At 57.3% G+C, this 25019-nt stretch carries 13 protein-coding genes and 1 pseudogene; 12 read left to right on the plus strand and 2 right to left on the minus strand.

The window, feature by feature from the left end; translation table 11 throughout:
• Positions 1-36: 36 nt before the first annotated feature.
• The 9 genes from GIW04_RS11620 (at position 37) to GIW04_RS11660 (ending at position 19010) form a co-directional block, all read left to right on the plus strand.
• Entirely contained in the window at positions 37-5694 is a 5658-nt protein-coding gene (locus tag GIW04_RS11620) for an Ig-like domain-containing protein (protein WP_236478983.1), read from the plus strand.
• Between the two features lie 553 nt (positions 5695-6247).
• Positions 6248-8467 (plus strand): type I secretion system permease/ATPase, encoded by a 2220-nt coding sequence (locus GIW04_RS11625; protein WP_236478984.1) that lies wholly within the window; start codon positions 6248-6250, stop codon positions 8465-8467.
• 37 nt (positions 8468-8504) lie between these two features.
• Positions 8505-9779 carry an HlyD family type I secretion periplasmic adaptor subunit gene (locus tag GIW04_RS11630; protein ID WP_120248367.1) on the plus strand — a complete coding sequence of 425 codons (1275 nt, stop codon included), beginning with the start codon at positions 8505-8507 and terminating at the stop codon, positions 9777-9779.
• A gap of 271 nt (positions 9780-10050) precedes the next feature.
• The gene (locus GIW04_RS11635) at positions 10051-11310 is read left to right on the plus strand and encodes a TolC family protein (protein WP_183043784.1); all 1260 of its coding nucleotides are present in this window, start codon (positions 10051-10053) and stop codon (positions 11308-11310) included.
• Positions 11311-11470: 160 nt separating this feature from the next.
• Positions 11471-12670 carry an EAL domain-containing response regulator gene (locus GIW04_RS11640; protein ID WP_120248365.1) on the plus strand — a complete coding sequence of 400 codons (1200 nt, stop codon included), beginning with the start codon at positions 11471-11473 and terminating at the stop codon, positions 12668-12670.
• 99 nt (positions 12671-12769) lie between these two features.
• Positions 12770-13396, plus strand: a complete 627-nt coding sequence (locus GIW04_RS11645) for a response regulator transcription factor (RefSeq protein WP_236478985.1) — start codon at positions 12770-12772, stop codon at positions 13394-13396.
• Between the two features lie 78 nt (positions 13397-13474).
• The gene (locus GIW04_RS11650; RefSeq protein WP_198757940.1) at positions 13475-17053 is read left to right on the plus strand and encodes a transporter substrate-binding domain-containing protein; all 3579 of its coding nucleotides are present in this window, start codon (positions 13475-13477) and stop codon (positions 17051-17053) included.
• 287 nt (positions 17054-17340) lie between these two features.
• Positions 17341-18546 carry an EAL domain-containing response regulator gene (locus GIW04_RS11655; protein WP_120248362.1) on the plus strand — a complete coding sequence of 402 codons (1206 nt, stop codon included), beginning with the start codon at positions 17341-17343 and terminating at the stop codon, positions 18544-18546.
• Positions 18547-18581: 35 nt separating this feature from the next.
• Complete coding sequence (locus GIW04_RS11660; protein WP_147412262.1) at positions 18582-19010, plus strand: hypothetical protein; 429 nt, start codon at positions 18582-18584, stop codon at positions 19008-19010.
• 134 nt (positions 19011-19144) lie between these two features.
• On the opposite strand, the gene yecR is transcribed toward GIW04_RS11660, so the two are convergent.
• Positions 19145-19447: a YecR family lipoprotein gene (yecR, locus tag GIW04_RS11665; RefSeq protein ID WP_120248361.1), complete on the minus strand. Its 303-nt coding sequence runs from the start codon at positions 19445-19447 to the stop codon at positions 19145-19147.
• 78 nt (positions 19448-19525) lie between these two features.
• Positions 19526-19792, minus strand: a pseudogene (locus GIW04_RS11670) (hypothetical protein); the annotation flags it as partial.
• Between GIW04_RS11670 and GIW04_RS11675 the strand changes: the two are divergent.
• The 3 genes from GIW04_RS11675 to tssM are packed head-to-tail and all read left to right on the plus strand — an operon-like array spanning position 19766 to position 24995.
• The gene (locus GIW04_RS11675; protein WP_232964754.1) at positions 19766-20005 is read left to right on the plus strand and encodes a T6SS immunity protein Tli4 family protein; all 240 of its coding nucleotides are present in this window, start codon (positions 19766-19768) and stop codon (positions 20003-20005) included. The pseudogene GIW04_RS11670 and the gene GIW04_RS11675 sit on opposite strands and share 27 nt — an antisense overlap.
• Positions 20002-21336, plus strand: a complete 1335-nt coding sequence (locus tag GIW04_RS11680) for a T6SS immunity protein Tli4 family protein (protein WP_232964755.1) — start codon at positions 20002-20004, stop codon at positions 21334-21336. Before GIW04_RS11675 ends, GIW04_RS11680 begins: the two co-directional genes overlap by 4 nt.
• A 20-nt stretch (positions 21337-21356) precedes the next feature.
• On the plus strand, positions 21357-24995 hold the full coding sequence (tssM, locus tag GIW04_RS11685) for a type VI secretion system membrane subunit TssM (RefSeq protein ID WP_120248360.1): 3639 nt from the start codon (positions 21357-21359) through the stop codon (positions 24993-24995).
• Positions 24996-25019: the final 24 nt, after the last annotated feature.

Consider the following 25019-nt stretch of genomic DNA (forward strand, 5'->3'; position numbering starts at 1 on the left):
GTCAGTAAAACCCCGCAACCGAGCGGCGACATTTCCGTGACGGCCACCGATGCGGCGGGTAATACCGGCCCGGCAGCGATCGTACCGTTTCAGGCCAGCAATGCCGTTGACACGACGGCACCAGAGGCCCCAAGCGGCTTGGCGGCTGAAACCCAGCCAGACGGCAAGGTCAAGGTTAGCGGTAACGCTGAGCCCAACAGCACCGTCACAGTGACGTTGCCAGACGGCACGGTTGAGACAATCAAAGCCGGCCCGGACGGCAAGTTCGAACTGGTCAGTAAAACCCCGCAACCGAGCGGCGACATTTCCGTGACGGCCACCGATGCGGCGGGTAATACCGGCCCGGCAGCCACGGTGCCGTTCACCGCCAGCAATACCATCGACACCACCGCGCCAGAAGCTCCAACCGGCTTGGCGGCTGAAACCCAGCCAGACGGCAAGGTTAAAGTCACTGGTCAAGCCGAACCCAACAGCACCGTCACCGTGACGTTGCCAGATGGCACGGTCGAGACAATCAAAGCCGGCCCGGACGGCAAGTTCGAACTGGTCAGTAAAACCCCGCAACCGAGCGGCGACATTTCCGTGACGGCCACCGATGCGGCGGGTAATACCGGCCCGGCAGCGATCGTACCGTTTCAGGCCAGCAATGCCGTTGACACGACGGCACCAGAGGTCCCAAGCGGCTTGGCGGCTGAAACCCAGCCAGACGGCAAGGTCAAGGTTAGCGGTAACGCTGAGCCCAACAGCACCGTCACCGTGACGTTGCCAGATGGCACGGTCGAGACAATCAAAGCCGGCTCGGACGGCAAATTCGAACTGGTCAGCAGCACCCCGCAACCGAACGGCAAAGTCACCGCGACTGCGACCGACGCAGCAGGCAACACCGGTGCACCTGCGCAGGTGGATTTCGTCGCCAGCAAGACCATCGACAACAAGGCTCCAGATGCACCCACCGGTTTGACCGCCGAAACCCAGCCAGACGGCAAAGTTAAAGTCACTGGTCAAGCTGAACCTAACAGCACCGTCACCGTGACCCTGCCGGACGGCACGGTCGAGACAATCAAAGCCGGCCCGGACGGCAAGTTCGAACTGGTCAGCAAAACCCCGCAACCGAGCGGTGAAATTTCCGTAACGGCCACCGATGCGGCGGGTAATACCAGCCCGGCGGCCACGGTGCCGTTCACCGCCAGCAATACCATCGACACCACCGCGCCAGAAGCTCCAACCGGCTTGGCGGTTGAAACCCAGCCAGACGGCACCGCCAAAGTCAGCGGTAAAGCCGAACCCAATAGCACGGTCAAAGTGACCCTGCCGGATGGCTCTGTCCAGGAAACCAAGGCGGGCTCGGACGGCAAATTCGAACTGGTCAGCAGCACCCCGCAACCGAACGGCAAAGTCACCGCGACTGCGACCGACGCAGCAGGCAACACCGGTGAACCTGCGCAGGTGGACTTCACGGCGATCAATACCATCGACAAAACGCCGCCGACAGCGCCAACTGAGTTGGCAGCGGTCACCCAGCCAGACGGCACTGCTAAAGTCAGCGGTAAAGCCGAACCCAACAGCACGGTCAACGTGACTCTGCCGGATGGCACGGTCCAGGGAACCCAGGCGGGCCCGGATGGCAATTTCACGCTGACCAGCACCACCGCACAACCCAACGGCCAGGTCTCGGCCTCCGCGACCGATGCCGCTGGCAACGCGAGTGCGCCTGCCACCGTCAACTACACCGATGCCGTGCCGCCTGCGGCGCCTGCCTTGGTGGTTGAGACTCAGGCGGACGGCACGGCCAAGGTCAGCGGTAATGCCGAACCCAACAGTACGGTCAAAGTGACCCTGCCAGACGGCACTACTCAGGACGTTAAAGCAGGTTCGGACGGCAAGTTCGAACTGGTCAGCGCCACCCCGCAACCCAACGGTAAAGTCACCGCGACAGCAACCGACGCGGCGGGCAACACCAGCGCACCTGCGCAGGTGGATTTCACGGCAACCAATACCATCGACAAGACCCCCCCGGCAGCACCCACTGAGCTCGCGGCGGTCACCCAGCCAGACGGCACCGCTAAAGTCAGCGGTAAAGCCGAGCCCAACAGCACGGTCAATGTGACCCTGCCGGATGGCACCACCCAGAACATCAAAGCCGGGCCGGACGGTAAGTTCGAACTGGTCAGTGCCACCCCGCAACCCAACGGCAAAGTCACCGCGACGGCCACCGATGCGGCGGGCAATACCGGCGCACCCGTGCAGGTGGACTTCACGGCGACCAACACCATCGACAACACGCCACCGGCCGCCCCCACCGAGCTCACAGCGGTGACCCAGCCAGACGGTACGGCCAAAGTCAGCGGTAAAGCCGAGCCCAACAGCACGGTTAACGTGACCCTGCCGGATGGCACCACCCAGGACATCAAAGCCGGGCCGGACGGCAAGTTCGAACTGGTCAGTGCGACCCCGCAACCCAACGGCAAAGTCACCGCGACGGCCACGGATGCGGCAGGCAATACCGGCGCACCTGTGCAGGTAGATTTTGTTGCAAGCAACGCTATCGACACCAGCGCACCCGCGGCACCGACGGATCTGGCTTATACCGCTCAACCCGATGGCAAAGTCATCGTCACAGGTAAAGCAGAGCCCAACAGCACGGTGCTGATCAGTTTCCCCGACGGCTCGGTGGGCAGTGTCGTTGCCCAACCTACCGGCGAGTTCGCCCTCACCAGTGGCACTGCGCAGTTGATCAACGGTGACATCAAGGCAGTTGCCAAAGATGCGGCGGGCAATACCAGTCAACCTGCCGTGCTGCTTTACGCGCCGAGCCCTGCACCGGACGCGCCTGTGTTCACCGACACCGTGACCGACCCTGCCACAGGACTGCTCACGATCAATGGCACGGCCACACCGAACATAAAAGTCAAAGTGACGCTGCCTGACGCAAGCGTCAAAGAAGTCACTGCCGATGGCAGTGGGCATTTCAGCGTAACCAGCGATGTTCCTCAGGAAGCAGCCAAGTTCAGTGCTGTCGCGGTCAGCGAGTTTGGGCGCCAGAGTGAAGTGACGGAGAGTACTTACGCCGGCAATCCAAACACGGTTTACAGCCTGAGCGTTGACAGCTACGTGGACAACGTCGCGCCCGACGAAGGCTCCAAGGCCACCAGCGTACCCACTAACGACAACACCCCAGAGTTGAAAGGTTCCTCCGCGGGCATGGGTAAAACCGATAAGCTCGTTATCATGAGCGAAGGCGTCGAAGTGGGGGTGGCGGTGGTGAGCCTGACCGACGGGCTATGGAGTTTCCCGTTTCCTCTCATCAGCGATGGTGTTCACAACTACACCCTGGAAATCCGCAACGCGTTAGGCGTGGTCAAGGCTACGGCGGCGACAACGTTGACAATCGACACGCTGCCACCTCTAGCGCCGACGATCGACCTGGTTCAAGTGACCCAGGCAGGCACCAGCACTGAGATCAAATTACCGGCCGATAGAAAAACCAGTGATAACACGCCTTTCCTGCAAGGCAGGGCAGAGGCAAACTCGACGGTCGTTCTCTACACCACCAATGCGGATGGGGGCGAGTCTGAGGTGGGGCGAGTCAAGGCAGATCAGTTCGGGACTTGGTCCATGACCACTGATTTCCTGGCCAATCGTGTGCATACGTTGTATGCCAAGGCCTCGGACGCGGTTTCATCGGTCAGCCCTGAATCCAACTCTGTTGTGGTCGATATCATGGGCCCAACCGAAGCGCCGGTAGTTATCAAGATCAACTATGTCTGGTCGGCGGATGGTGCCGGGGATATCAATGGAGACGGTTTTGATGATGTTGCCAGTGGTGTTTTCCAGGGCGGGACAACGGGTGCACTGCGCGGTGGGGAATACGTCGGGAAAGAGTTGCCTAAGGTTTTCCTGTGGATGGACGGCAACGATACGGCCTATCACCAGGCCGGGGTAGGGGACATCAATGGCGATGGCTTCAATGATATAAGCACCATCGACAGCAACAGTAACGGTACTCGCGACGGGTTTGCGCGTCTGTACATGGGTGGGGACTCGGTAGACGCGGGCTGGAAGGAGTCGATTTACCTGCCAGATTCAAGGCCGTACTTTGTGGCCTCCGCTGGCGACGTGGATGGCGATGGCCTCATGGATGTGGTGTTTGGTGCCAAGGGGGCGGCGGGAGAGGACAGCAAGCCGACCACAACCATTCGGTTTGGTAGCCCCATCACCAGTAAAGACCCGGCAATGGGGGTGTTCGTCAAAGACTTTAACTTCGGTGTGCCGCTGGATGAAAAGAACGGCAGTATGGACGCGGCTTACAGTGGCGCTCAGTACGTCACCTCTGCCGGGGATTTCAATGGAGACGGCATTGGCGATATCGTGACGGCCAAAGGCATCACATTTGGCAACAGCAAGCGGAGTGAGATAATACGTTCCGCTGATCTGGAATGGCGTACCGGCCCAACCGCCAGTGAGTCCAACCAGGTACAGGCCGTCAGTGGTATTGGCGATGCCAACGGTGACGGTTATGCCGATGTTGCCGTACAGGACGGCAGGAACGTGTTCGTGGTGTTCGGTGGGCCGCATAAAACAGGCAATAACATCATCCTTGAGTCTTCCTGGCTGAAAAGTAACAACCGTGGGTACACAGTGGATACGTCTTGGGCGAGTACCCAGGTGACGCCTCACAGTGATGTCCGGGGCATTGGCGATGTCAACGGCGACGGCCTGGCTGATTTTGCCTATACCACCTTCGGCAACAATTACGATGCAAAAAAACCTGATTTCCAGGGGAAAACAAATCACGCCAAAAAAGCGGCTTCCAACTCCTACATCATTTTCGGCCAGGCAATCGCAGACACCATTGATGTCAAGAACCTGACGGCCAAGCAGGGCATCGTTATACCGCGGGATCAGGGTGACGGCGCAACGCTGGCAGGGCGCATCGATATCAACGGTGACGGTATGGCAGATGTCTACGTGGGTTCTTATGAAACACAAGGCAAGCTGTATATGGGGGGCAGCTCTCTTGGCGCTGAACCGTCTTATACCGTGGCAAACGGTATGGCGACGGGCGACGAGCGCAGCAACTTCATCGCAGGCACTGCCGGTCGCGACTACATCGTCGCCAAGGGTGGCGCCGACGTGATTTACTCGGGTTCCGGCGATGACATTATCGTGCTCAACAGTGACAACCTCGCCAAGCTTGCCGCCGGGTTTGATACCAGCGCCGGATTCAATGGCCGGTTGGCCCGGGTCGATGGCGGCCACGGCGTCGATACGTTGAAATTGGACAAGGATGTTGTAGCATTGGATCTGACACAAATCTCCAATGCGGGGATCGGCACGATCCATAGCGGCGTCGGTCTCTCACGCCTGGCTAACATCGAACGGATCGATCTGCGTGACACCAAGGCCAAGCTGACGCTGGAGCTCAAAGACGTGATGGATATGAGTTCCGGTATTGGCCAGATAAACAAGGACACCTTCAGTGGTGGCCTTGATCCCAACAGCGTCAAGCGCCATCAGTTGGTCATCGATGGTTCGGCTGACAACACGCTGGAGGTCCAAGGGCGCAAGGATTGGGTGACGACGAAAGTTGCAACAGTGAACTCTTATGGTCATAGCTACGACGTTTACAACAGCGTCGGAGACTTCAAGGGGCAGCTGTTGGTTGAGAATTCCATCAACATCACCTGGGCCTGAATATGGGCCCGGCTGACGGAGTTACCGTCAGCCGGGCCTTGGCCTAATGCCGTTCAGTTAAGCGTATATCGCCCTCTGTAGGAGCGAGCTTGCTCGCGAAAAACGTCAACGATACCGCGTGCTTCCTGAGTGAACCCGGCGCCTGTGAGTTTTTCGCGAGCAAGCTCGCTCCTACAAAATGCCTAACTGAACGGCATTAGGCCTTGGCCTGCCATGTTGCGCCAGCGTGACCACTCGCCTTTTGATTCTTGAGGTGCGATCTGTAGGAATTTTCTTACATTGCGCTGAGAATCTTCCTGCGCCGCTTTACCTGTGGCACCGCCATCATCCTCTCCGTCCCCCAGACACAACGCATGCAGCCATGGTCATGCTGTGTCGGCTGGGGCATCTCTGACAGCAGTTGCACATTCGATTTCCGTACTCATACAACCATGAGCATGACTGAGCGGGTGTTTATGACCAATCGCTGACATCTCAAAACACTCGCTGGGGTCAAGTCTGGGAACGTTCAGGTTTCCGTACTGCCGCGGCAGCGCAACACAGGAGCCTGAAAGTGGCGGTGAACAATGAAACACTGACGACTGAAACCATGAGTCAGTTGGCCGAGAGCGCCACAGAGCAGGCGGACACGTTGTTGTCGGCGATACGCTCTCTGTGTGAGCTCTACAACAAAGAAGTCAGCGACTGCGTGTTGTATGCGGGTTTGCCCCGTGGCAAGCAACTGTCGCCCGCATTGGCCATTCGTATGCTCCGCCAGGTCGGGATCAAGGGCGGTTGGGTGCGGCGGGCGTTACCGCAGTTGGCCGACTACCTGCTTCCGGCGGTACAGGCGTGTCGGGACGGGACTTACTGCGTGCTGTTGAGCCGCTCACAGCGCGCGGGAAAAACGGTTTACGACGTTATTCTTCCCGAGCACGAAGGCCAGGTCACGCTGAGCGAAGAGCAGGTTCGGGCGCAGTGTGCAGGGTACTTCCTGCTGAGCAGCGTGGTACCGAAACTTGACGCACGTGGTGACAACGATCTGCTGATGCAAGACCAGGGCAAATCGCACTGGTTGTTTGCGGTGCTGTGGCGGTATCGCTTCTATTTTTACAGCGCGGCACTCGCGGCGTTGCTGGCCAATATCCTGACCTTGGCCATTACCTTTTTCACCATGAATGTCTACGACCGCGTCGTGCCGACCCAGGCGTATGTTTCGCTGTGGTCGATGGCAATCGGGGTGCTGATTGCGGTGTGCCTGGAATTCTCATCCCGGCAGATACGTGCCTACCTGCTGGATGTCGCCGGAAAAAAAGCGGATCTGATCCTTGGCGCACGCTTGTTTCGTCAGGTCATGGCCTTGCGCCTGGATAGCAAGCCGGGCTCCTCAGGCGCCTTTGCCAACCAGTTTCGCGAGTACGAAGCTGTTCGCGATTTCGTCACGTCCGCGACCTTGGCGACCTTGTCGGACTTGCCATTCTGCATCTTGTTCCTTGGCATCATCTACCTGATTGGCGGGCCTCTGGTGCTGGTGCCCTTACTGGCCGTGCCGGTCATTCTGCTGCTCAGTATTGCCTGCCAGTGGCCCCTTTCGCGCTACATGCAGGAAAACATGCGCGAGATTTCCCTGCGCCAGGGGCTGCTGATCGAAACCCTGGAAGGCCTGGCGGCCCTCAAGGCATCCCGTGGCGAAGGCGTCATGCAAAAGCGCTGGGACGACTTCAGTGCGTTGGCCACCACCTCGGCCATGAAAAGCCGTTTTCTGTCGAGCCTCATCACCAACTTTGTGATGTTTGTTCAGCAGATTGCCACCTTGTTGATCGTGCTGTGGGGGGTCTACCTGATCCATGCGGGTGAGCTGAGCATGGGCGCTATGATCGGGGTGGTGATCCTGTCTGGCCGCTCGTTGCAGCCGCTGGGCGCCGTGGTCGGGTTGGCGGTGCGCTTTCAGCAGGCCAAGGCCGGTATGAAGTCGCTGAACAAACTAATGACGCTGCCGCTGGATCGTGACCCCGCTGCGGTGTACCTGAAGGCGCCCCGTTTCGATGGCAGCCTCAGCCTGCAGGCGGTCAGTTACACCTACCCAGTGCCTGGGGCGATTGTGGTGCCCAAGGCACTCGACAGTATCAGCCTGAGTATTCAGGCCGGCGAACGGGTTGTGATCCTCGGCAACATCGGTAGCGGCAAGTCCACTTTGCTCAAGGTGATGGCCAGGCTCTACCGGCAAAGCGAAGGTCGGGTGGCGATTGACGGGCTTGATGCGTCGCAGGTGGACCCGGTGGACTGGCGGGCGGCAGTCGGTTATGTCGGCCAGGATTGCCAGCTTTTCTACGGCTCCCTGCGCGAAAACGTCATGATCGGCAGTCCGGGTGCCAGTACCGAACAGTTCTTGCGGGTTGCCCGCATGACAGGGCTGGATCTTATCGCCGCACGCCACCCGCAGGGTTATGAAATGCCGGTAGGGGAGATGGGGCACAACCTCTCCGGCGGCCAGCGCCAGCTGATCGCGCTGGCTCGCTGCCTGATGCTGGAACCCAAGATCCTGTTGCTCGACGAGCCCACCAGCGCAATGGACGGGTTGAGCGAAGCGCGCTTCATACATCAACTCAGCGAATTGAGCCGCACGCATACGCTGGTCATCGTGACTCATCGCATGTCGATGCTCAGCCTGGCCGAGCGCCTGATTGTGCTGGAGGACGGGCGTATTGCCGCCGATGGGCCAAAGGCCCAGGTGCTGGCGGCGCTCAATGGCAACAGCCAGCCTGAGGCGGCACTGGCCGGAGCATTACAGTGAATACCCATTATTTTTCGTGTTTTCAGGTAACCAACCCATGTCAGTGAAAAAGCTCAGGCGCCTGCTGGGCGGGCGTAAAGACGCGCCTGCCATCAAGCGCAGCTACGCCTTGCGTGCCGAGGATGAAGGCTTCGTACGTGATTTGCAGGGCGCGCTGATCGAACAGAAAACCCCCGCCAGTGCGCTGGTTCTGTGGTTGATTGCCGCCACGGTGGTGGCGGGGCTGACATGGGCGAACTTTGCACGGGTGGAGGAGGTGACCCGCGGTGAAGGGCGGGTCGTTCCAGCCAGCCGCGAACAGGTGATCCAGAGCCTGGAAGGCGGGATCATGAAGGAGTTGTTCGTCAAGGAAGGACAAGTGGTGGAGCAGGGGCAGGAGTTGCTGAAAATCGACCCGACGCGGGTCGGCGCCAACTACGGCGAGTCCTTGTCCCGCGTGCAGGGCCTCAAAGGCGCCATCGCCCGTTTGCGTGCCGAAGCCTATGACACGCCGCTGGCGTTTCCTGAAGAGATCGAGCAAAGCGCTTCCATTGTGCGTGATGAGACCCAGGCCTATAACGCACGGCAGAGGACCTTGCAGGACAGCGTCAAGGCCTTGCGCCGTAGCCTGGAGCTGGCAGAGGGTGAGGTTCGGCTGTCAGCGCCGATGGCGCAACAGGGGTTGGTCTCAGAGGTGGAAATCATGCGCCTGCGCCGTCAGGCCAATGAATTCAACCTGCAGATCACAGACCGCATCAACCGTTTCCGTTCCGAGGCCAACAATGAACTGACGCGCCTGGAAAGCGAACTTGCGCAAGCGCTGGAAGTGCTCAAGGGCCGTGAAGACGTGATGAATCGCACCTCCATCACCGCGCCGGTGCGAGGCACGGTCAACAATATTCGGGTGACTACCCGTGGCGGTGTCATTCAGCAAGGCGCCGAGATCATGACCCTGATTCCGCTGGAGGATCGCTTGCTGGTAGAGGTCAAGATCCAGCCCTCGGACGTGGCGTTCATTCATCCCGGGCTTGCAGCGACTGTGAAAATCACGGCTTACGACTATTCGATCTACGGCGGGCTAAGCGCACAAGTCGAACATATCAGCCCCGATACGTTGTTCGATGAAAGCAAGGCACGCAACGGGCGGGACAGCGCTGCTTATTACAAAGTCTATGTACGTACCGACCGTGCGGCGCTTGAAGCGCACGGACGTTCTCTTCCGATCATCCCGGGGATGATCGCAAGCGTAGATATCAAGACAGGCGAGAAGACGGTCCTGTCGTATTTACTCAAGCCGGTACTGAAGGCGCGTGAAGCCTTCCGGGAAAGATAAGATGGCTAATTCAACGTTGAAAATTACTAAGTCCACACTCGTTTTGACGGTACTGGCGATTGCGTGCGCCGGTGGGGTATCCGCTGATGCTGCGAGCAGTACGCCGGAGCGCTTGAGCCCAGAGCAAATGGCTGGCCTTGTGGCACGGTTTGCCAAGCCGCAGGTTGCGCAAGAGCCGCCGGTAAAAGCGCCTGCGCCCAGTGCTCCAGGCACTATTGCCCAGGTTCCTGGTGCTACTCGTACCCCCCCTGCGACGTTGCCCGCTCCGTCCTTGAGTGCATTAGTTCGCAATGGCGAGCGGCCTGCCAACAACGCATTGCGTTTGCTGTTGCGCGATATGGTCGGCAAGGCCCTGCAGCACAGCCCGGAAGTGCGGGTGGCCAATGCCAATGAGTCGGCCGCCGGGTATGACATTGACGAGGTCAAGGGGCGCCGCTGGCCACAAGTACGACTGGGGATGGACAGTGCGCTGACCCGGGATGGGAGCCGCTCCGGGCGCAGCAGTTCGGGTGATACATCCGGCACCCTCAATGTCACCACGAACGTGTGGGACTGGGGCAAGAATGCCGGTGAATTGCGCACGGCTAAAGCCGCCCTGGGCTCGGCCGAGCAGACTGGCCAGACCGAGCGTGAACAGGTGGCGTTTGACACCAGCTCGCAACTGATCAACCTGATGCGCTATCAACAGAGCATGGTGGTTGCTGAAGACTACGTGCAGCAAATGAGCCGCCGGGTCGACATGCTGTCCAAAATCACCGAAAGCGACAAGGGCAGGGCCAGTGAACTGGTGCAGGCTCGTGCCAAACTGCTCTCGGCCCGAGCCAGCCGCAAGCAGATTGAAAATCAACGCGAGCTCGCCCGAATCAAGTTGCACCGTTTATTGGGTGAGCCAGTGCCCGAATTGCCGGAGCAGTTAGTGCTTATCGACAGCCTGGTCATTGCCCCTGCGACGGCCTTGGCGGCGCTGGATAAACATCCGATGCTGCTGCGCCTCAAGGCCCAGGCTGAAATGGAAAGCGGCCGCGCTGCGACACTCAAGGCAGACGGATTACCAGGGTTGAATCTGGTTGCACGCAAAGAGCAGAACGGGCTGTACGGTGCCAACGATGACCTGGACCGTAACAATGATTGGTACGTTGGGTTGGACGTGCAGTGGCTGGCATTCAGTGGTGGTTCCAACACCGCTGCACAATCTGCCGCCAGTGCGCGCAGCGGCGCGGCGCTGGAGCAATATGACAAAGCCTATGAAGACCTGCGCCAGGAGATTGACCGCCTGGTACAAAGCCGCGCAGTGGCGGTGCAATTGGCACTGGAATATCAACGCTTGGCCGTGGAAACAGACCAGGTGCGCAAGATGTTTTATGACCAGTGGTACAACCTCGGAAAACGTACATTACTCGACGTGCTTGTGGCTGAAAATGATCATTTCAATAGCCAGTTGCAAGCCATCAACAATACCTACGACAGCGTGATTGCCGATGTCAGTATTTTGTCCAGTTCGGCGTTACTGAGAGGCTATCTGTCGTTGTAGGTGTCGCAGTGCTGTCTGACTGCAGGTGCAGTCGAGGATTTGGATGGGACGATGCTCTTTGTGCTGGGATGTTTCCTACGTATCCGTAGGAAATTTCTACGGATTACTCTGGGCTGGAACCGTCAAGCTCTGCATATTGAGTATGGGCCGGTTTATATAAATGCAACCTCGTAGTGTTCTCGTCATTGAAAGTCATGCTTTCCAGCGAGCCGTGTTGGTCAAGGCCCTGATGAGTCTGCAGATTGAAACGGTCATCGCCGTCGAGAACGCAGCATTGGCGACGGAGTGGATTCGTCGTGCCGAGTTCATCGACATTATTTTCTTCGATGTGACTGACGGGTTGATCAATAATCATGAGTTTTTGCAGGTGGCCAGCGAGCTGAACAATGTTCGTTCATTGGTCGTGTGCAGCGATCTGCAAAGCGACCTGTACCGCAGTGTTATCCAGATGAAAAGTTTTTCAGGCGTCCCACTCTTGGGGGTCCTGGAGAAACCGCTGCAGATGGAGCGCGTATCGCAGGTGCTGTCGCACTTCGTCGAGCTGCGGCACGACTTGACGCAACAGGTGCTTGCCGAGCCTGACCTGATCCCTGAGGACGAGGTACGGCACGGGCTTGCCACAGGGGCTTTTCGAGCATGGTTTCAACCCAAATTCAACTTGCACAATGGCCAATTGGTCGGGGCTGAGGTACTGGTGCGGTGGCAACATCCCACACGGGGAATGTTGTTGCCCAGGCATTTGCTGGCGGCAATGCTGGTATACGACCTGATTGACGACATGTTCAAGCAATTGCTTGACCAGGGTCTGAGGCTCCTGGATGGCCTGCGCGAGAAGGGCGTCGCCTTGAGCCTGTCCTTCAACCTGGCGCCATCCCAACTGATACGCAACGACCTGGTCGAACACATCGTTGAGTGTCTGGGTCAGTACGGTTTTGCAGGTTCAGTCTTGATGTTTGAGGTAACGGAAAACAGTTTGCTCGACCTGCCGGGCTCGGCCCGTGAGAACCTTTTTCGTTTGCATGAGAATGGCTGTGGCTTGTCGATTGACGATTTCGGGGCAGGGTTGTCTTCGTTCAAAGCGCTGGCAGAGCTTCCCTTCGATCAACTTAAGCTCGACGGTACGTTTGTTCAGGAGATGCCGGCCTCGGTCAGTCAGGTGATCGTAACCAGTAGCTTGGCCCTGGCCAAAATGTTCGGCATGCAGTTGATTGTTGAGGGGATCAGCGATCAGCGGATTTTAGATTCCGTGGTCAGCTTGGGTTGCTCCTTCGGTCAGGGCTTTCATTTGGCACGTCCCGCAAACGGTTGGGACTTTGCGTCGTGGGTCGAACAACATTTTTCAACGGACATCGACAGATAAAAAAATGAAGCTATTATTCTTTCTGTCGATTCTTGAGCTGTTTAAAACGGGCCTTCGTATCGCTGATAGCGTGCGGTCCGTATTAATAAAGAGGCCTTTATGCGCAAAGCGTTAGTCGTCGACGACCACCCCTTTATCCGCTCCTCAGTGAAGATGTTGCTTGCGGCCGAACAGTTTGAAGTGGTAGCCGAGGCAGACAACGGCGTCGACGCTTTATATTTGGCCAAAGAACACGTACCGGACCTGATTCTGCTGGATATCGCCATGCCATTATTGGACGGATTGGAGGTTATCAGCCGTATTTGTGCCTTGGGCTTGCCCACTAAAATCCTGGTGTTGACTTCTCTGGAAGCGTCTTTTTACGCGCAGCGCTGTATGAGCGTGGGGGCTGCCGGCTCGGTAGTTAAATCAGGGGAGCTTAATGAACTAAATCGTGCGATCCGGGCGATCATGGACGGTTATACCTACTTTCCGGCCCTCGTTAATAGTTCGGTTCGGCGCATTGATAATCAGTTGTCTGAGCGGGAAATGCTTCAGCAGTTGTCCAACCGTGAATTGGCGATATTACAACAGCTGGCGAGAGGCTTCAGTAATAAGGAAATTGGTATTGCTATGTTGCTTAGTAATAAAACTGTCAGCACCTACAAAAGCCGTTTAATTGAAAAGCTCAATGTAAAATCAGTTGTGTATTTGGCTGACTTCGCCAAACGTAATAATCTGATCTAAATGAGACGTTTATCTGGCTTGCTGGTTATATTCATACTTTTAAGTCCCTGCGCTTATGCTGATCATCCAGCACCCACGTTGAAAGATGAAAGCGAGTCGTTGGTGTTGCTGGGGCGCTCTCACGGCAAGGCCCTGACCGTGAAGCTGGATGACGATGATTGGCGTTGGTTGCGTAACAAGCGAGTGCTGAATCTTGGAACCGCTCTCTCGGACTCGGCGCCTCTGGATCTGACCGTCAACCCCAGCGACTATGAAGGATTGACCGCCGATTACGCAGAACTGCTCGCCGATATGCTGCATATCGAAGTCAAGGTGCACAGGTATCTGCAGCGCGACCAAGCGATACTCGCGCTAAAGCGTGGGGAGCTGGACCTTCTTGGATCAGCCAGTGGCTTCGAGGCAGCGGACCCGGAGCTGGTTATTTCCCGCTCGTACACCGATGACCAGCCTGTCTTGATCATTCGTCGCGACAGAGATAATACCTTGCCCCCAGAGCTGGAGGGGCAGACATTGTCGATGTCCAAGTACTATTTGAGTACTGACGAGGTCCAGGCGGTTTATCCTCATGCCAAATTGCGGTTGTACGACACTGACCTTGATGCCATCAGCGCAGTCGTTTTTGGCCAGGCGGATGTACACATCGGCGGAGCATTGACGTCCAATTTCCTGATAAATAAAAATTTCCTGCATGAAGTCCACATCCATGATTTTTCCGGGCTGGAAGTCACCAATATCGGTTTTGCCCTGAGGGACAAGGACCTACGGCTGTTACGTATCATCAACCAGACGCTAGGTGCGATACCGACTACAGAGCGATCGACGATCCTGCGGCGCTGGGGAGGTGATGCTGTCCACGTCCATGCCCATGAGGCGTTTGATATAACCGCGAACGAGCGTCGCTGGCTGGACGAAAACCCCCGGCTGCGCGTTGCAGTGATTGAAGACAGCCCGCCCATTTCTTTTTTTGATCAGCATGATCAGTTGCGAGGCATCTGTGCCGACGTGCTGGAAAAGATCAGCCGTCGCACGGGGTTGAAGTTTGAGGTTGTGCGCGGCGCCACAGTGGGTGAGCTTGAAGAACTGGTACGTACGGGGAAGGCCGATGCGATTGCGGCGCTCAACCTCAATAATCAGAGCAGCAGCGACTTTCGTTTCACCCGGCCCTATCTGACAACCCCGTATGTGCTGGTTTCCCGTAACGGGGAGGCGGGCGTCGACGGTCTTGATCAAATGGCTGGCATGCGCCTGGCGGTCAATCAGCTAAGTAACGTGCGAACCTACGTAGAGGAACATTATCCGGGGGTGACGCTGGTGTTGGCTCCGGACGCTCGGGCTGCGATGGTGAAGGTTGCCGAGGGTAAGGCGGATGCGTCGATCAACAGCCTGGTGTATGCCCGTTATTTAATTGCCAACCAATTTGATAATAGTCTTCGAATCACCAGTGGTATTGGCCTGCCGCCCGCTCAAGTGGGGTTGGCCACGAGTCGTGGTGCACTGGAGCTGTATTCAATTTTCGATAAGGTCTTAATGGGGATCACCCCTGAAGAAATGAGCGAAGTGATTGGTCGTTGGCGCGGCGATATCATGGTCGACAACAGGCGCGCGCGTGCCAGTCAACTGGCGAGCATGCGCGGGTTTGCCATTGCCGCGGGTCTGCTGCTGTTCGCCTTCGCCTGGGTCGCTTACCTGTGGCGTCTGATTCGTAAACGCGAAATCGCTGAACGGGCGCTCCATGAACAGATGGACTTCATGCGCGTATTGATTGATGGCCTGCCTCATCCCATCTACGTGCGCGATCGCGAGATGCGCATGGTGATGTGCAACAACCGCTATCTGGAAGCGGCCGAATGTCGACCCGAGGATGTGATTGGCACTCGGCTTTCCGAAAGGCCGCTGTTTGAATCCGCTTACAGCCATGGAGTCGAACAGCAGTATCAAGAGGTGATGACAGCAGGTCGGGAGTTATTACGGGATTGTCAGTTGATGATGCCGGGCGGTCGGATGATCACTGCTTATCACTGGGTTTTGCCATTTCGTGATCGCGACGGCGAGGTCAAGGGCATTATCGGTGGATGGATCGACATCAGCGAGCGAGAGCAGTTGCTTGAGCAACTGAAAGAAGCCAAGCAAGACGCTGACAATGCCAATCGGGCCAAGACTACTTTCCTGGCCACCATGAGTCATGAAATACGAACGCCGATGAACGCTGTGGTTGGCATGCTTGAACTGGCCATGAAAAAGGCGGAGCAGGGAATTCTTGACCGTTTTTCCATTGAAGTAGCCTCCGGTGCAGCCCAGGGGATGCTGGATCTGATCGGTGATATTTTGGACGTCGTACGCATTGAGTCCGGGCGGCTGACACTGAGCCCGCGAAGAGCCGTGTTCAAAGAATTGGTGATGTCGGTGGTGCGGGTCTTCGATGGCATGGCGCGCCAAAAGCAACTGACGCTTGTTCTGGAGTTCGATGAAAAGGCCGACAGGGATGTACTCGTAGACCCCATGCGCTTCAAGCAAGTGTTGTCCAATCTGTTGAGCAACGCCATCAAGTTTACAAGCGTCGGGCAGGTACTCGTCAGCGTGGAGGGGACACCCGACGAGGAGGGTGAAAACCTTCATATCCGCGTACTCGTACGAGACACGGGGGTTGGCATTTCCGCACAGGATCAGTTGCGGCTATTCACACCGTTCAGTCAGGTGGGGGCCGAGAGTTCCACATCAGCAGGCTCGGGACTCGGGCTGGTGATCAGCCGAACGCTGTGCTCGATGATGCAAGGTCAACTGAATCTCTCCAGCGTCCTGGGGCTGGGAACACAAACGGAGGTACTGGTTGAACTGCCGATATTACCGGCGTTACCCCCTGAAAAGCCGGTAGCGATGGTGGCACACCCAGGTCGAGCACTGACAGTATTGGTGGTGGATGACTATCCAGCCAACCGGTTGTTGTTGTCGCAGCAATTGAATTATCTAGGGCACAACGTTCGCGATGAGCAGGATGGCTCCCATGGTTTACGAACCTGGAGAAACGGTCACTTCGATGTAGTCATCACTGATTGCAACATGCCAATTATGAATGGTTACGAATTGGCAAAGGCGATCCGTGCCGAAGAGCTACTCTCGCAAGCCCCCCCGTGCCTGATCCTGGGCTTTACGGCCAATGCACAACCTGAGGAGATCGAGCGATGTACTGCTGCTGGCATGGATGACTGCTTGTTCAAGCCAATCGGTATGAAGGAGTTGATGGCACGTCTTTCTCGCGTCGAGTCGGTGTTCGAGCAAAACCTCGATATCACCGACGGAACGCCGTCTGACGATGATATTGACCTGAGTAGCCTTGAGCAGTTGACCTGCGGTGATCGTGAGTCGATTAAAAGCCTGCTGCGGGACCTGACGAGAAGCAATGAAGAGGACCTGTTGCGCTTGGTCAAACTCTTTAGTCAGAACGATATAGTCGGGTTGGCCGATCTTGCTCACCGGATCAAGGGTGGCGCCCAGATCATTAAGGCAAAGCGTTTGATCCAGTGTTGTGAACAACTGCGGGTTGATTGCGACGGGCTGGATGCCACGCGTATTACTTTGTCGGTTGATGCTTTGCATCAAGCGATGGAGGTGCTCGGAGCGGTGCTGGAACAATTTGTCGAGACGCCCTGCGACCAATGAAACGTGGATACGTTCTTGCTGGGATTTTTCCTACGTTTCGGTGGGAAACATCCACGTTCTTGCCCGCCGTAAAAAAGTAAGCATAGCCCATCCCTCAAGTCTCTTAAGGTTTGTCCCCCTGCCTACGATCACGGGGCATGTCCACTCGGTTTATGACAGAACACCCAGCGCCAATTAGTGATGCGTAAGGTACCGCCAGCGCGTTAGTAGTGGATTATGGAGGGTTTGACAGTACCTGGAATTAAGGTGCGGCTAACTCCAGCGCTTCACACAGCGGAGAACACCCCATGCAAGTTTTGCCCTTACGCGTTCTGGTTCTGGAAGATCACCTTTTCCAGCAGGCTATTGCAGTCAACCTGCTCAAACAGCTCGGTTGTCAGGAGGTATTCAGCGCTTCTAACGGTTTGGAGGCGCTTGATGTGCTGCAAAGAAGCGGGCCAGTCGATATAGCGCTGTGCGATCTGAGCATGGAGGGTATGGATGGGCTGGAGTTTCTTCATCGTGTAGCCCGCGCCGGGTTGGTGGGGGCAGTGATTCTAAGCAGTTCACTCAGTGAGGATATACGGCGGGCTGCCCGCCAATTGGTTCCGTTACTAGGGTTGATGCTATTGGGCGACGTGGGGAAACCTTTGCAGGTCGAACTATTGGAGGCACTTCTGAAAAAGTTCTTGAGTGGGTCTATGGCTCAATCAACAGTTACCACATCGCCTGTCCTGGCGAGCGGGAGTGACGTTCGTTTGGCGATGCAGCACCAGCAAATGGAGACCTACTTTCAACCAAAAATAAATTTGCTCAAAGGCGACGTCGTAGGGGTCGAGGCCCTGACGCGCTGGAATCATCCGTGCGCGGGTTTGGTTTCTCCCGCTGTCTTCATGCCGGCCATTGAGAGCAGCAATCTGCTCAATGACTTGTTCTACGCTCAGCTCAGTCACGGCCTGGAATTGCAACGCCACGCTTGGAGTCTGGGGCACGCGCTGAACGTCGCCTTTAACCTGGAGCCCGTGCAACTATCGAGCGCGGACCTGGTGCCCAATATCAAGAAAGCGCTGTGCAACTTTGGGCTGCCGGGGTCAGCCGTGACTTTCGAACTGACCGAGAGCGGTCTGCTGGAGGCTTCGGCGACGTCTCTGGAGGGCTTGGTTCGCTTACGGATGATGGGATGCCGTTTGTCCATCGACGATTTTGGCGTGGGTTTTTCGTCACTCCAACGCTTGTGCCAGTTACCGTTCAACGAGATCAAACTGGATGGTGAATTTATCCAGGGACTCGGCGACGAACCCCGTTGCGACGCGGTCATCAGCAGTACGCTGGCCCTGGGTGAGGCGTTAGGCATGTCGGTGATTGCCGAGGGTATCGAAACACAGGAACAGCACCAGCGCTTACTCGACTTGGGATGTGTTCAGGGCCAGGGCTATCTGTTCGCCAGGCCCATGACCAAGAGCAATTTGCTGGCTTGGCTGGAGACCAGGATCAAGCCGGATATGCACATTTGAGGTCTGTTCGATTGCCCCTTGCGAGAGTTTAAAGAATGCCGACACCCTCATTGCGTATATTGATTATTGACCCTGAGCATCTTCAACGTTTGTCCATCGAGAAAATGCTCAATAGAAATGGTTATCACCGTATCGCTCCTATTGCTTCTTTCGAAGAACTGGTAATCATGGTTGATCACGCGCAGGAGCCTTTCGATTTAGTGGTAATCAATACCGCATCGGTATCTGATACGGGTATTTGTCTTGAGGACTTTTGCATTCAATGCCCGTCTATCCGCAATGCACTGATCTATGAAGGCACGCCTGCAGGTCTTGTGGTTAACGACGATCCGCCTGTTGAGGGGGTAGTTAGAAGGCTTTCGGGTGTACCGGATACAAGAGAAATCGAAAAGCTTATGTCCCGGATTGATCCTCGTCAGAAGCAAGCTGTACGCCGCTTGCTTTTTGGCAGAGAACGGCCTTGAGGACGAGCGAAGTTCTGATCGATTTGATCGTCAAACCGTGGACTTGATGAGGCCGGTACGTTCCGTCTTCAGCGTGTCCAGTCGAGCATGGAGATGAATGAGTTCCTAATGGAAATTGACGCCCCGGGCCGCTGTCATTGCAGGCAGCGGTAATCCTGAGTGACTGTGGTTTCCAGGCAGTGGAACGGCCCCATGGTGCGACACTCGGATTTTTCTTTGCCCGCGGGTTCAGCGCGTTGGTAGTCCCAGAATTGGCAGCGCCCCGTGGCAATCGCCAACCCTTGGGACTCCCGGATTTGGCCGTACTCAAACGGCGTATGGACGTAGGAGAGTTGCACAAGCCCGTCGGACGGGTTGCCGCCGGTGGCCTCCCAATATTTCGGCGTTGCGCAGCCTGCAATGAGCGGTAGGGCGATGGCGACGATAACGGATTTCATTGTCGAGGACGATCCTTCAAGACTAAAACATGACGTTTGTAGGAGGTGTTTCCACTGGCCTGTCTCAGCGTCGGTTGCCTAAGGCGGCCCAAACTTGACCGACTGGCAGCCACTGGAGAGCAGCAACTCGCCTTCATCGGCTTCAAACCCGACAATTTTTCTGTCCTGATCGACGGTGATGGAAAGGATGCAGCGATTGGGGTTATTGACGGTTGCCCAATAGTTGGTGTGCACCATCACATTGCCCTGCCTTTCCGCGCTTTGTGCTACCACCTCATTGCTGTTGTAGGAAGTGTCGCGGTACCACTGCATCACCACATGCTGGTCGTCCGCGGTGCGGTCAACCCCTCCCTCACCGACTACGAAGCCATGGCCGTGTGGGACGCAATCCTCAAATCCGTACGCATCCGCTACGGTTCGGTCGTGCCCAAGCCGGACCCCTGGGCCAATATTCGCGGGCCTAGTGCCGAGGAGGTTGCCGAAAGCAAACGCATCCTCGATGAGTTCATTGCCAGCTTGGAAAAACGTAGGTCATTACCAGGGGATAGCGATCAATGAATAGCGCCCACCGGCTTTCTTTTGGCCGCCTTCATCCTAAAGCCCCCGAGCTTCTTTTCATGTGTTTGACGGTCGCGTTGCTCACGGGCTGCGCCGCCTTCAAACAACCCAGTGAACAGGAGAAACAAACCGTGCACGAATTGACCAGCAACATGCGCACCTGGGCGTTGGGCCGTGGGCTGATCGACTTGCCTTCCAGTTGGACCGGCGGAGGGGATGTGAAGTTGTACTACGGATTGGGAGCTGATCACTCCAGCGTTGAGGTCTTGATCTTGGGGGAGCGCGTGACGCAGGAGCGATTTGATGCAGCCTTGAATGAGCGGTCACGTCGGATTTCGGCAGTCAAGAACTATAAGAATTCAGATGTGCCGATGCTGGTGTCGGCAAAATTTGTTTCACCCAGGGAAACGTTGCTGCAGTACTACAAGCAGGCAACACGCCGCCAAACATTCGTTCATGAGTCTCATCTGCTGATCGATGATGTCTACGTCATGCTCAGGGCTCAATCATACGAAGGCGATACGGATTCCGTTGAAGCCCAACTCTTAAAGCTGTCGAAGGAAATCTTCAAAGTCACCCCCGAAACCGCGGGCGCGGGGTTTGCACTTGGGCCGGTTGTCATTCGTAGTCATCACGACCATGAGATCGCCAGTTTCTATTTTCGCCCCCCTGCTTCAGACGTATCGCTGAACGTCTACTACAACGCCTTATCACCTGATGATGGAGAACGTTTGCATGTCCGAACCCAAAAAGACGGGAAAATATTCCTCGCAGGCGATTATGAACAACTGCGTATAGGCAAAATCACATTAGCTGGAATGCAAGCCGAAGAATCCTTGATCGGCTTCAGTGATGACACACATCGTCAAATACTTTTCGTCAGCGAGAACTATCGAGATAACCCATCCCTAAGCCGTCCAGCTATGAGTATTCGCCTATCGGCAGGCGGAAAGAAGCGTACCGCCATAGATCCGGATAAACCCAGGGATCTTGTGCGCTGGACCCTTCCCCAATTCGCCAACAAAGGCTACGAACTGCCTCTCTGGCAACAACCCGCGTCACCAGACCCCGTCAACCCCTCGCTCACCGACTACGAAGCCATGGCCGTGTGGGACGCAATCCTCAAATCCGTACGCATCCGCTACGGCTCGGTCGTGCCCAAGCCGGACCCGTGGGCCAACATTCGCGGCCCCAGTGTCAAGGAGGCTGCTGAAAGCAAACGCATCCTCCATGAATTCATCGCCAGCTTTGAAAACGCAAGCCATGCCCCTGGGCGTGGTTCAGCGGGAGCAACAGGGATGCGTTCACCGTGTGTAAGCAACGAACTCTAAAAAAGCGTTAGGAGCAATTCATGAAAACAGTCTGGGGTTACCTCAAACGCTGGGGCCTGCCGGTGCTGCGCCAATTCAACCAGGCATGGCCGGTGTTGGTGCTGTTGGGGGTGATGTTCTTGCTGGTCGCCATCTGGTGGCTGGGCCCGCAGTGGACGTGGCGTGAGCGCCAACCGTTGGCCGAGTGGGCGATGCGGGTCTCGGCCAGTGTGGCGGTGATCGTGGTGCCGCTGCTGATCTGGGCGTGGCGCGTGCGCGAGCGTTATCAGCGTTTGCAGGTTGAACGCCAGCATGAGGCTGCCGTGCAAGCCGACCCTTGCTTGCCTTATATCGAGGCGCAGGAGCGCGCGTTGGACCGCAGCCTGGGCAGCCTGTTGAATAACATGGAGCGCCGCCGTTCACTGTATCAACTGCCGTGGTACCTGGTGCTCGGTGAGGAGAATGCCGGCAAGACCAGTCTGATCACCCGCTCCAACCAGAGTTTTTCGTTGTCTCATGTGACCAAGGCTGGGGTCAGGGCTCAGGAAGAGCAATTGGCCTATCCGGTGGATTGGTGGATCGGGGACGAGGCGGTGTTGATTGACCCGCCGGGTGAATTTCTCAGCCACCCGGATTCACCGGCTGAAAACGTCGAGCAGCAGGGCAAGTTCAAGCCGGTGTTGCCCACCGGCACTCATGCGCGCCTTTGGTCGCACCTGCTCGACTGGCTGACGCGTAACCGCAGCCGTCGGGCATTGAACGGCGTAGTGCTGGTAATTGATATACAGGCCTTGTTGGCGCAACGTCCCGAACAACGCAAGGCCCACGCTAACCTGCTGCGCACCCGGCTGTTTGAGCTGACGCGGCAATTGGGCACGCGCTTGCCGGTGTACGTGACGCTGAGCAAGTTCGACCTGCTGGAAGGCTTCGAAGAATTCTTCGCCAGGTTATCGCGCAGTGGCCGCGAAGATCTGCTGGGTTTCACGTTCAGCCTGGACGCGGTGGATGACTTTGATGCCTGGCTGGCGGAACTGACGCGCCAATATCAAGCCTTTGTCGATTGCCTCTGCGAACAGGTTTTCAACAGCACCCGGGAGGCGCGCACGTTGGATGAGTGTGATCGCTTGCAGGCGCTGATGCATCAGATGGCGGGCTTGCGCCGCGCGCTGTTTGGTTTCCTGACTGAAATGCTTGGCAATGATCGATTCACCACACCCGCGTTGGTGCGCGGGCTGTATTTTTCCTCGGTGTTGCAGCAGGGCACTCTGAGCAACGCTTTCATCAAAGAAGCAGGGCAGGCGTATCAACTGCCGCCACCGCCACCGGAGGTCAAACCGGCCGGTGGCACGGTCATCTACTTTGCCCAGCAACTGTTCCAGCGGGTGATCTACCCCGAAGCGGGGCTGGCGGGCGACAACATCAAGGTGGCCCGCAGCAAGCGGCGGCTGTTGATCGCGGGGTTCAGCGTTGCGTCCCTGGGATGTTTGGTGACCATCGGCACTTGGCAGTTTTACTTCAATATCAACCGCGACAAGGCGGCCAACGTATTGGCCAAGAGCCAGGAGTTCAGTGAGCGGGATATCGACGCCAAGGTCGACCCCACCGGGCGCAACCTGTTGCTGCCCCTGGACCAGATCCGTGATGCGGTGCTGGTCTATGGCGACTACCGCCAAGCCTGGCCGTTGCTGTCGGACATGGGGTTGTACCAGGGCAGGGCGATTGGCCCCACCGTGGACGAAGCCTACCTGAATCTGTTGTCCAAGCGCTTCCTGCCGGCGATTGCCAGCGGTGTGCTCGACGCCATCAACGCGGCGCCCGCCGGTAGCAACAAGCAACTGGCGGCCTTGCGCGTGTACCGTATGCTCGAAGAGCGCCCCAACCGCCGTGCGGCCATCGTCGAAGAGTGGGTTGCCAAGCAATGGCAGCGTGCCTATCCCGGTCAGGGCCGGCTGCAGGCTGATCTGATGGGGCACCTGGGCTACGCGCTGAAATACGCCGATGCCGACCTGCCGCACTACCGCGAACGCATTACCCAAGTGCAGCAGCAACTGCGCCAGTTGCCCATGGCCGAACGGGTCTATATGAGCCTCAAACAGGACGCTCTGGAACGTTTGCATCGCCCGTTGGACCTGCGCAACGAGATCGGCCCGGCATTCGATATCGTTTACCGTCCGCTGAACACCGATCAAGCGGGCAGCAGCCTGCAATTGCCGCCGCTGCTCACCGCCAAGGGCTTCAAGGACTATTTCGAACCGGGCACCGAGGGCATCATCGAACTGGCAATGATCGACCAGTGGGTACTGGGCGAACGACAACGTCTGGACTACTCCGCCGAAGACCGCAACGTGCTGACCCAGCGTATCCGCGCCCTGTACAGCGCCGACTACGTGGACAGCTGGCGGCGGGCGTTGAACCAGTTTGCAGTGACCGACTTCGACGACCTTAGCCACGGTGTGGCGGTATTGGAGCAAGTCACCGGCCCGGCCGCGCCGCTACGACGCTTGCTGGAAACCCTGCGCGACAACAGTGTGATCTACCCGACCGTGCCCTTGGCTGAAGGGCAAGCGCCGCTCAAGCTGGACAAGGTGTCTGAGGGGCAACAACAGGCGGCCGGGATTCGGCGCGCATTCTCCAGTCTTTCAGAACTGATCAACGCACGAGGCGACCAGCCGTCTTACTACGAAGAAACCCTGCGCTCGGTCAGCGCCGTCTATGACTACGCCAAAGCCGTGCACGACAATCCCGACCCCGGCAAAGCCGCCCTTAAAACCGTGCTTAACCGCTTCTCCCTGGGCGGCGCCGACCCCATCGCCAACCTGCAACGTGTTGCCGTGGGCCTGCCCGAACCGCTGAACCAGCAAGTCAAAAAGCTTGCCGACCAGACGTCTCAGGTACTGGTGATTGCCGCTCTGCGCGAGCTGGAGAAACGCTGGGACAGCGAAATCTACAGCTTCTACCGCGAGCGTCTGGCGGGCCGCTACCCGTTCAAGGCCAGTGGCGAGGATGCGTCGCTGGATGATTTCGAGGCCTTCTTCGGTCCACAAGGACGCTTGCAGCAATTCCACGATCAGTACCTGAACGTGTTCCTCAAAGACAACCTCGATGCGCTTTACTCCGACAGCCTTGGCGGCTACCTGGTGCGCAGCGATGTGCTGCAACAGCTGAAAAAAATCGAGCGCATCCGCGATACCTTCTTCAACCATCGCGGCCACCTCGCGGTGCAACTCACCATCGAACCTCTGGCCCTGAGCGCCACCCGCCTGAGCAGCATGCTCAGCGTCGACGGCCAGCTTATCCCGTACCAACACGGCGCCCCGCAACGTATCGGGCTGGTCTGGCCCAACAGCCTGGGCAACACCAACGGCAGCCAACTGACCCTGGTGCACAGCACCGGCAACACCGCCAGCCTGAGCTATCGCGGGCCGTGGTCGCTGTTCCGCCTGCTCAGCCGTGGGCACCTCAATGGCCGCACCGACACCAGCGTGGACCTGACTTTTTCTGTCGCCGATGGGTTGATGCGTTATCGGATTGGGGCGGAGAAAGCTAATAACCCGATCACCCAGCGCAGTTTTGAAGGGTTTGTATTGCCCAGGACCCTGCTTGAAGAGCGCCAGACGAAGAGAGACCCAAGCAAGGTTGGAAGTGTCGCCGCAACCGCTATCAGCGATGAGCGTCCATAAGTCAGCGATCACAGACCACCCGCT

This window comes from Pseudomonas sp. PA-4-8C, assembly GCF_021606625.1.
Lineage (GTDB): Bacteria > Pseudomonadota > Gammaproteobacteria > Pseudomonadales > Pseudomonadaceae > Aquipseudomonas > Aquipseudomonas lactis.

Excerpts from the sequence above, each read along its gene's own strand:
- GIW04_RS11630 (WP_120248367.1), top strand. The coding sequence starts at position 8,505 with ATGTCAGTGAAAAAGCTCAGGCGCCTGCTGGGCGGGCGTAAAGACGCG.
- GIW04_RS11640 (WP_120248365.1), top strand. The coding sequence starts at position 11,471 with ATGCAACCTCGTAGTGTTCTCGTCATTGAAAGTCATGCTTTCCAGCGA.
- GIW04_RS11645 (WP_236478985.1), top strand. The coding sequence starts at position 12,770 with ATGCGCAAAGCGTTAGTCGTCGACGACCACCCCTTTATCCGCTCCTCA.
- GIW04_RS11655 (WP_120248362.1), top strand. The coding sequence starts at position 17,341 with ATGCAAGTTTTGCCCTTACGCGTTCTGGTTCTGGAAGATCACCTTTTC.
- GIW04_RS11660 (WP_147412262.1), top strand. The coding sequence starts at position 18,582 with ATGCCGACACCCTCATTGCGTATATTGATTATTGACCCTGAGCATCTT.
- yecR (WP_120248361.1), bottom strand. The coding sequence starts at position 19,447 with ATGAAATCCGTTATCGTCGCCATCGCCCTACCGCTCATTGCAGGCTGC.
- GIW04_RS11675 (WP_232964754.1), top strand. The coding sequence starts at position 19,766 with ATGCTGGTCGTCCGCGGTGCGGTCAACCCCTCCCTCACCGACTACGAA.
- GIW04_RS11680 (WP_232964755.1), top strand. The coding sequence starts at position 20,002 with ATGAATAGCGCCCACCGGCTTTCTTTTGGCCGCCTTCATCCTAAAGCC.
- tssM (WP_120248360.1), top strand. The coding sequence starts at position 21,357 with ATGAAAACAGTCTGGGGTTACCTCAAACGCTGGGGCCTGCCGGTGCTG.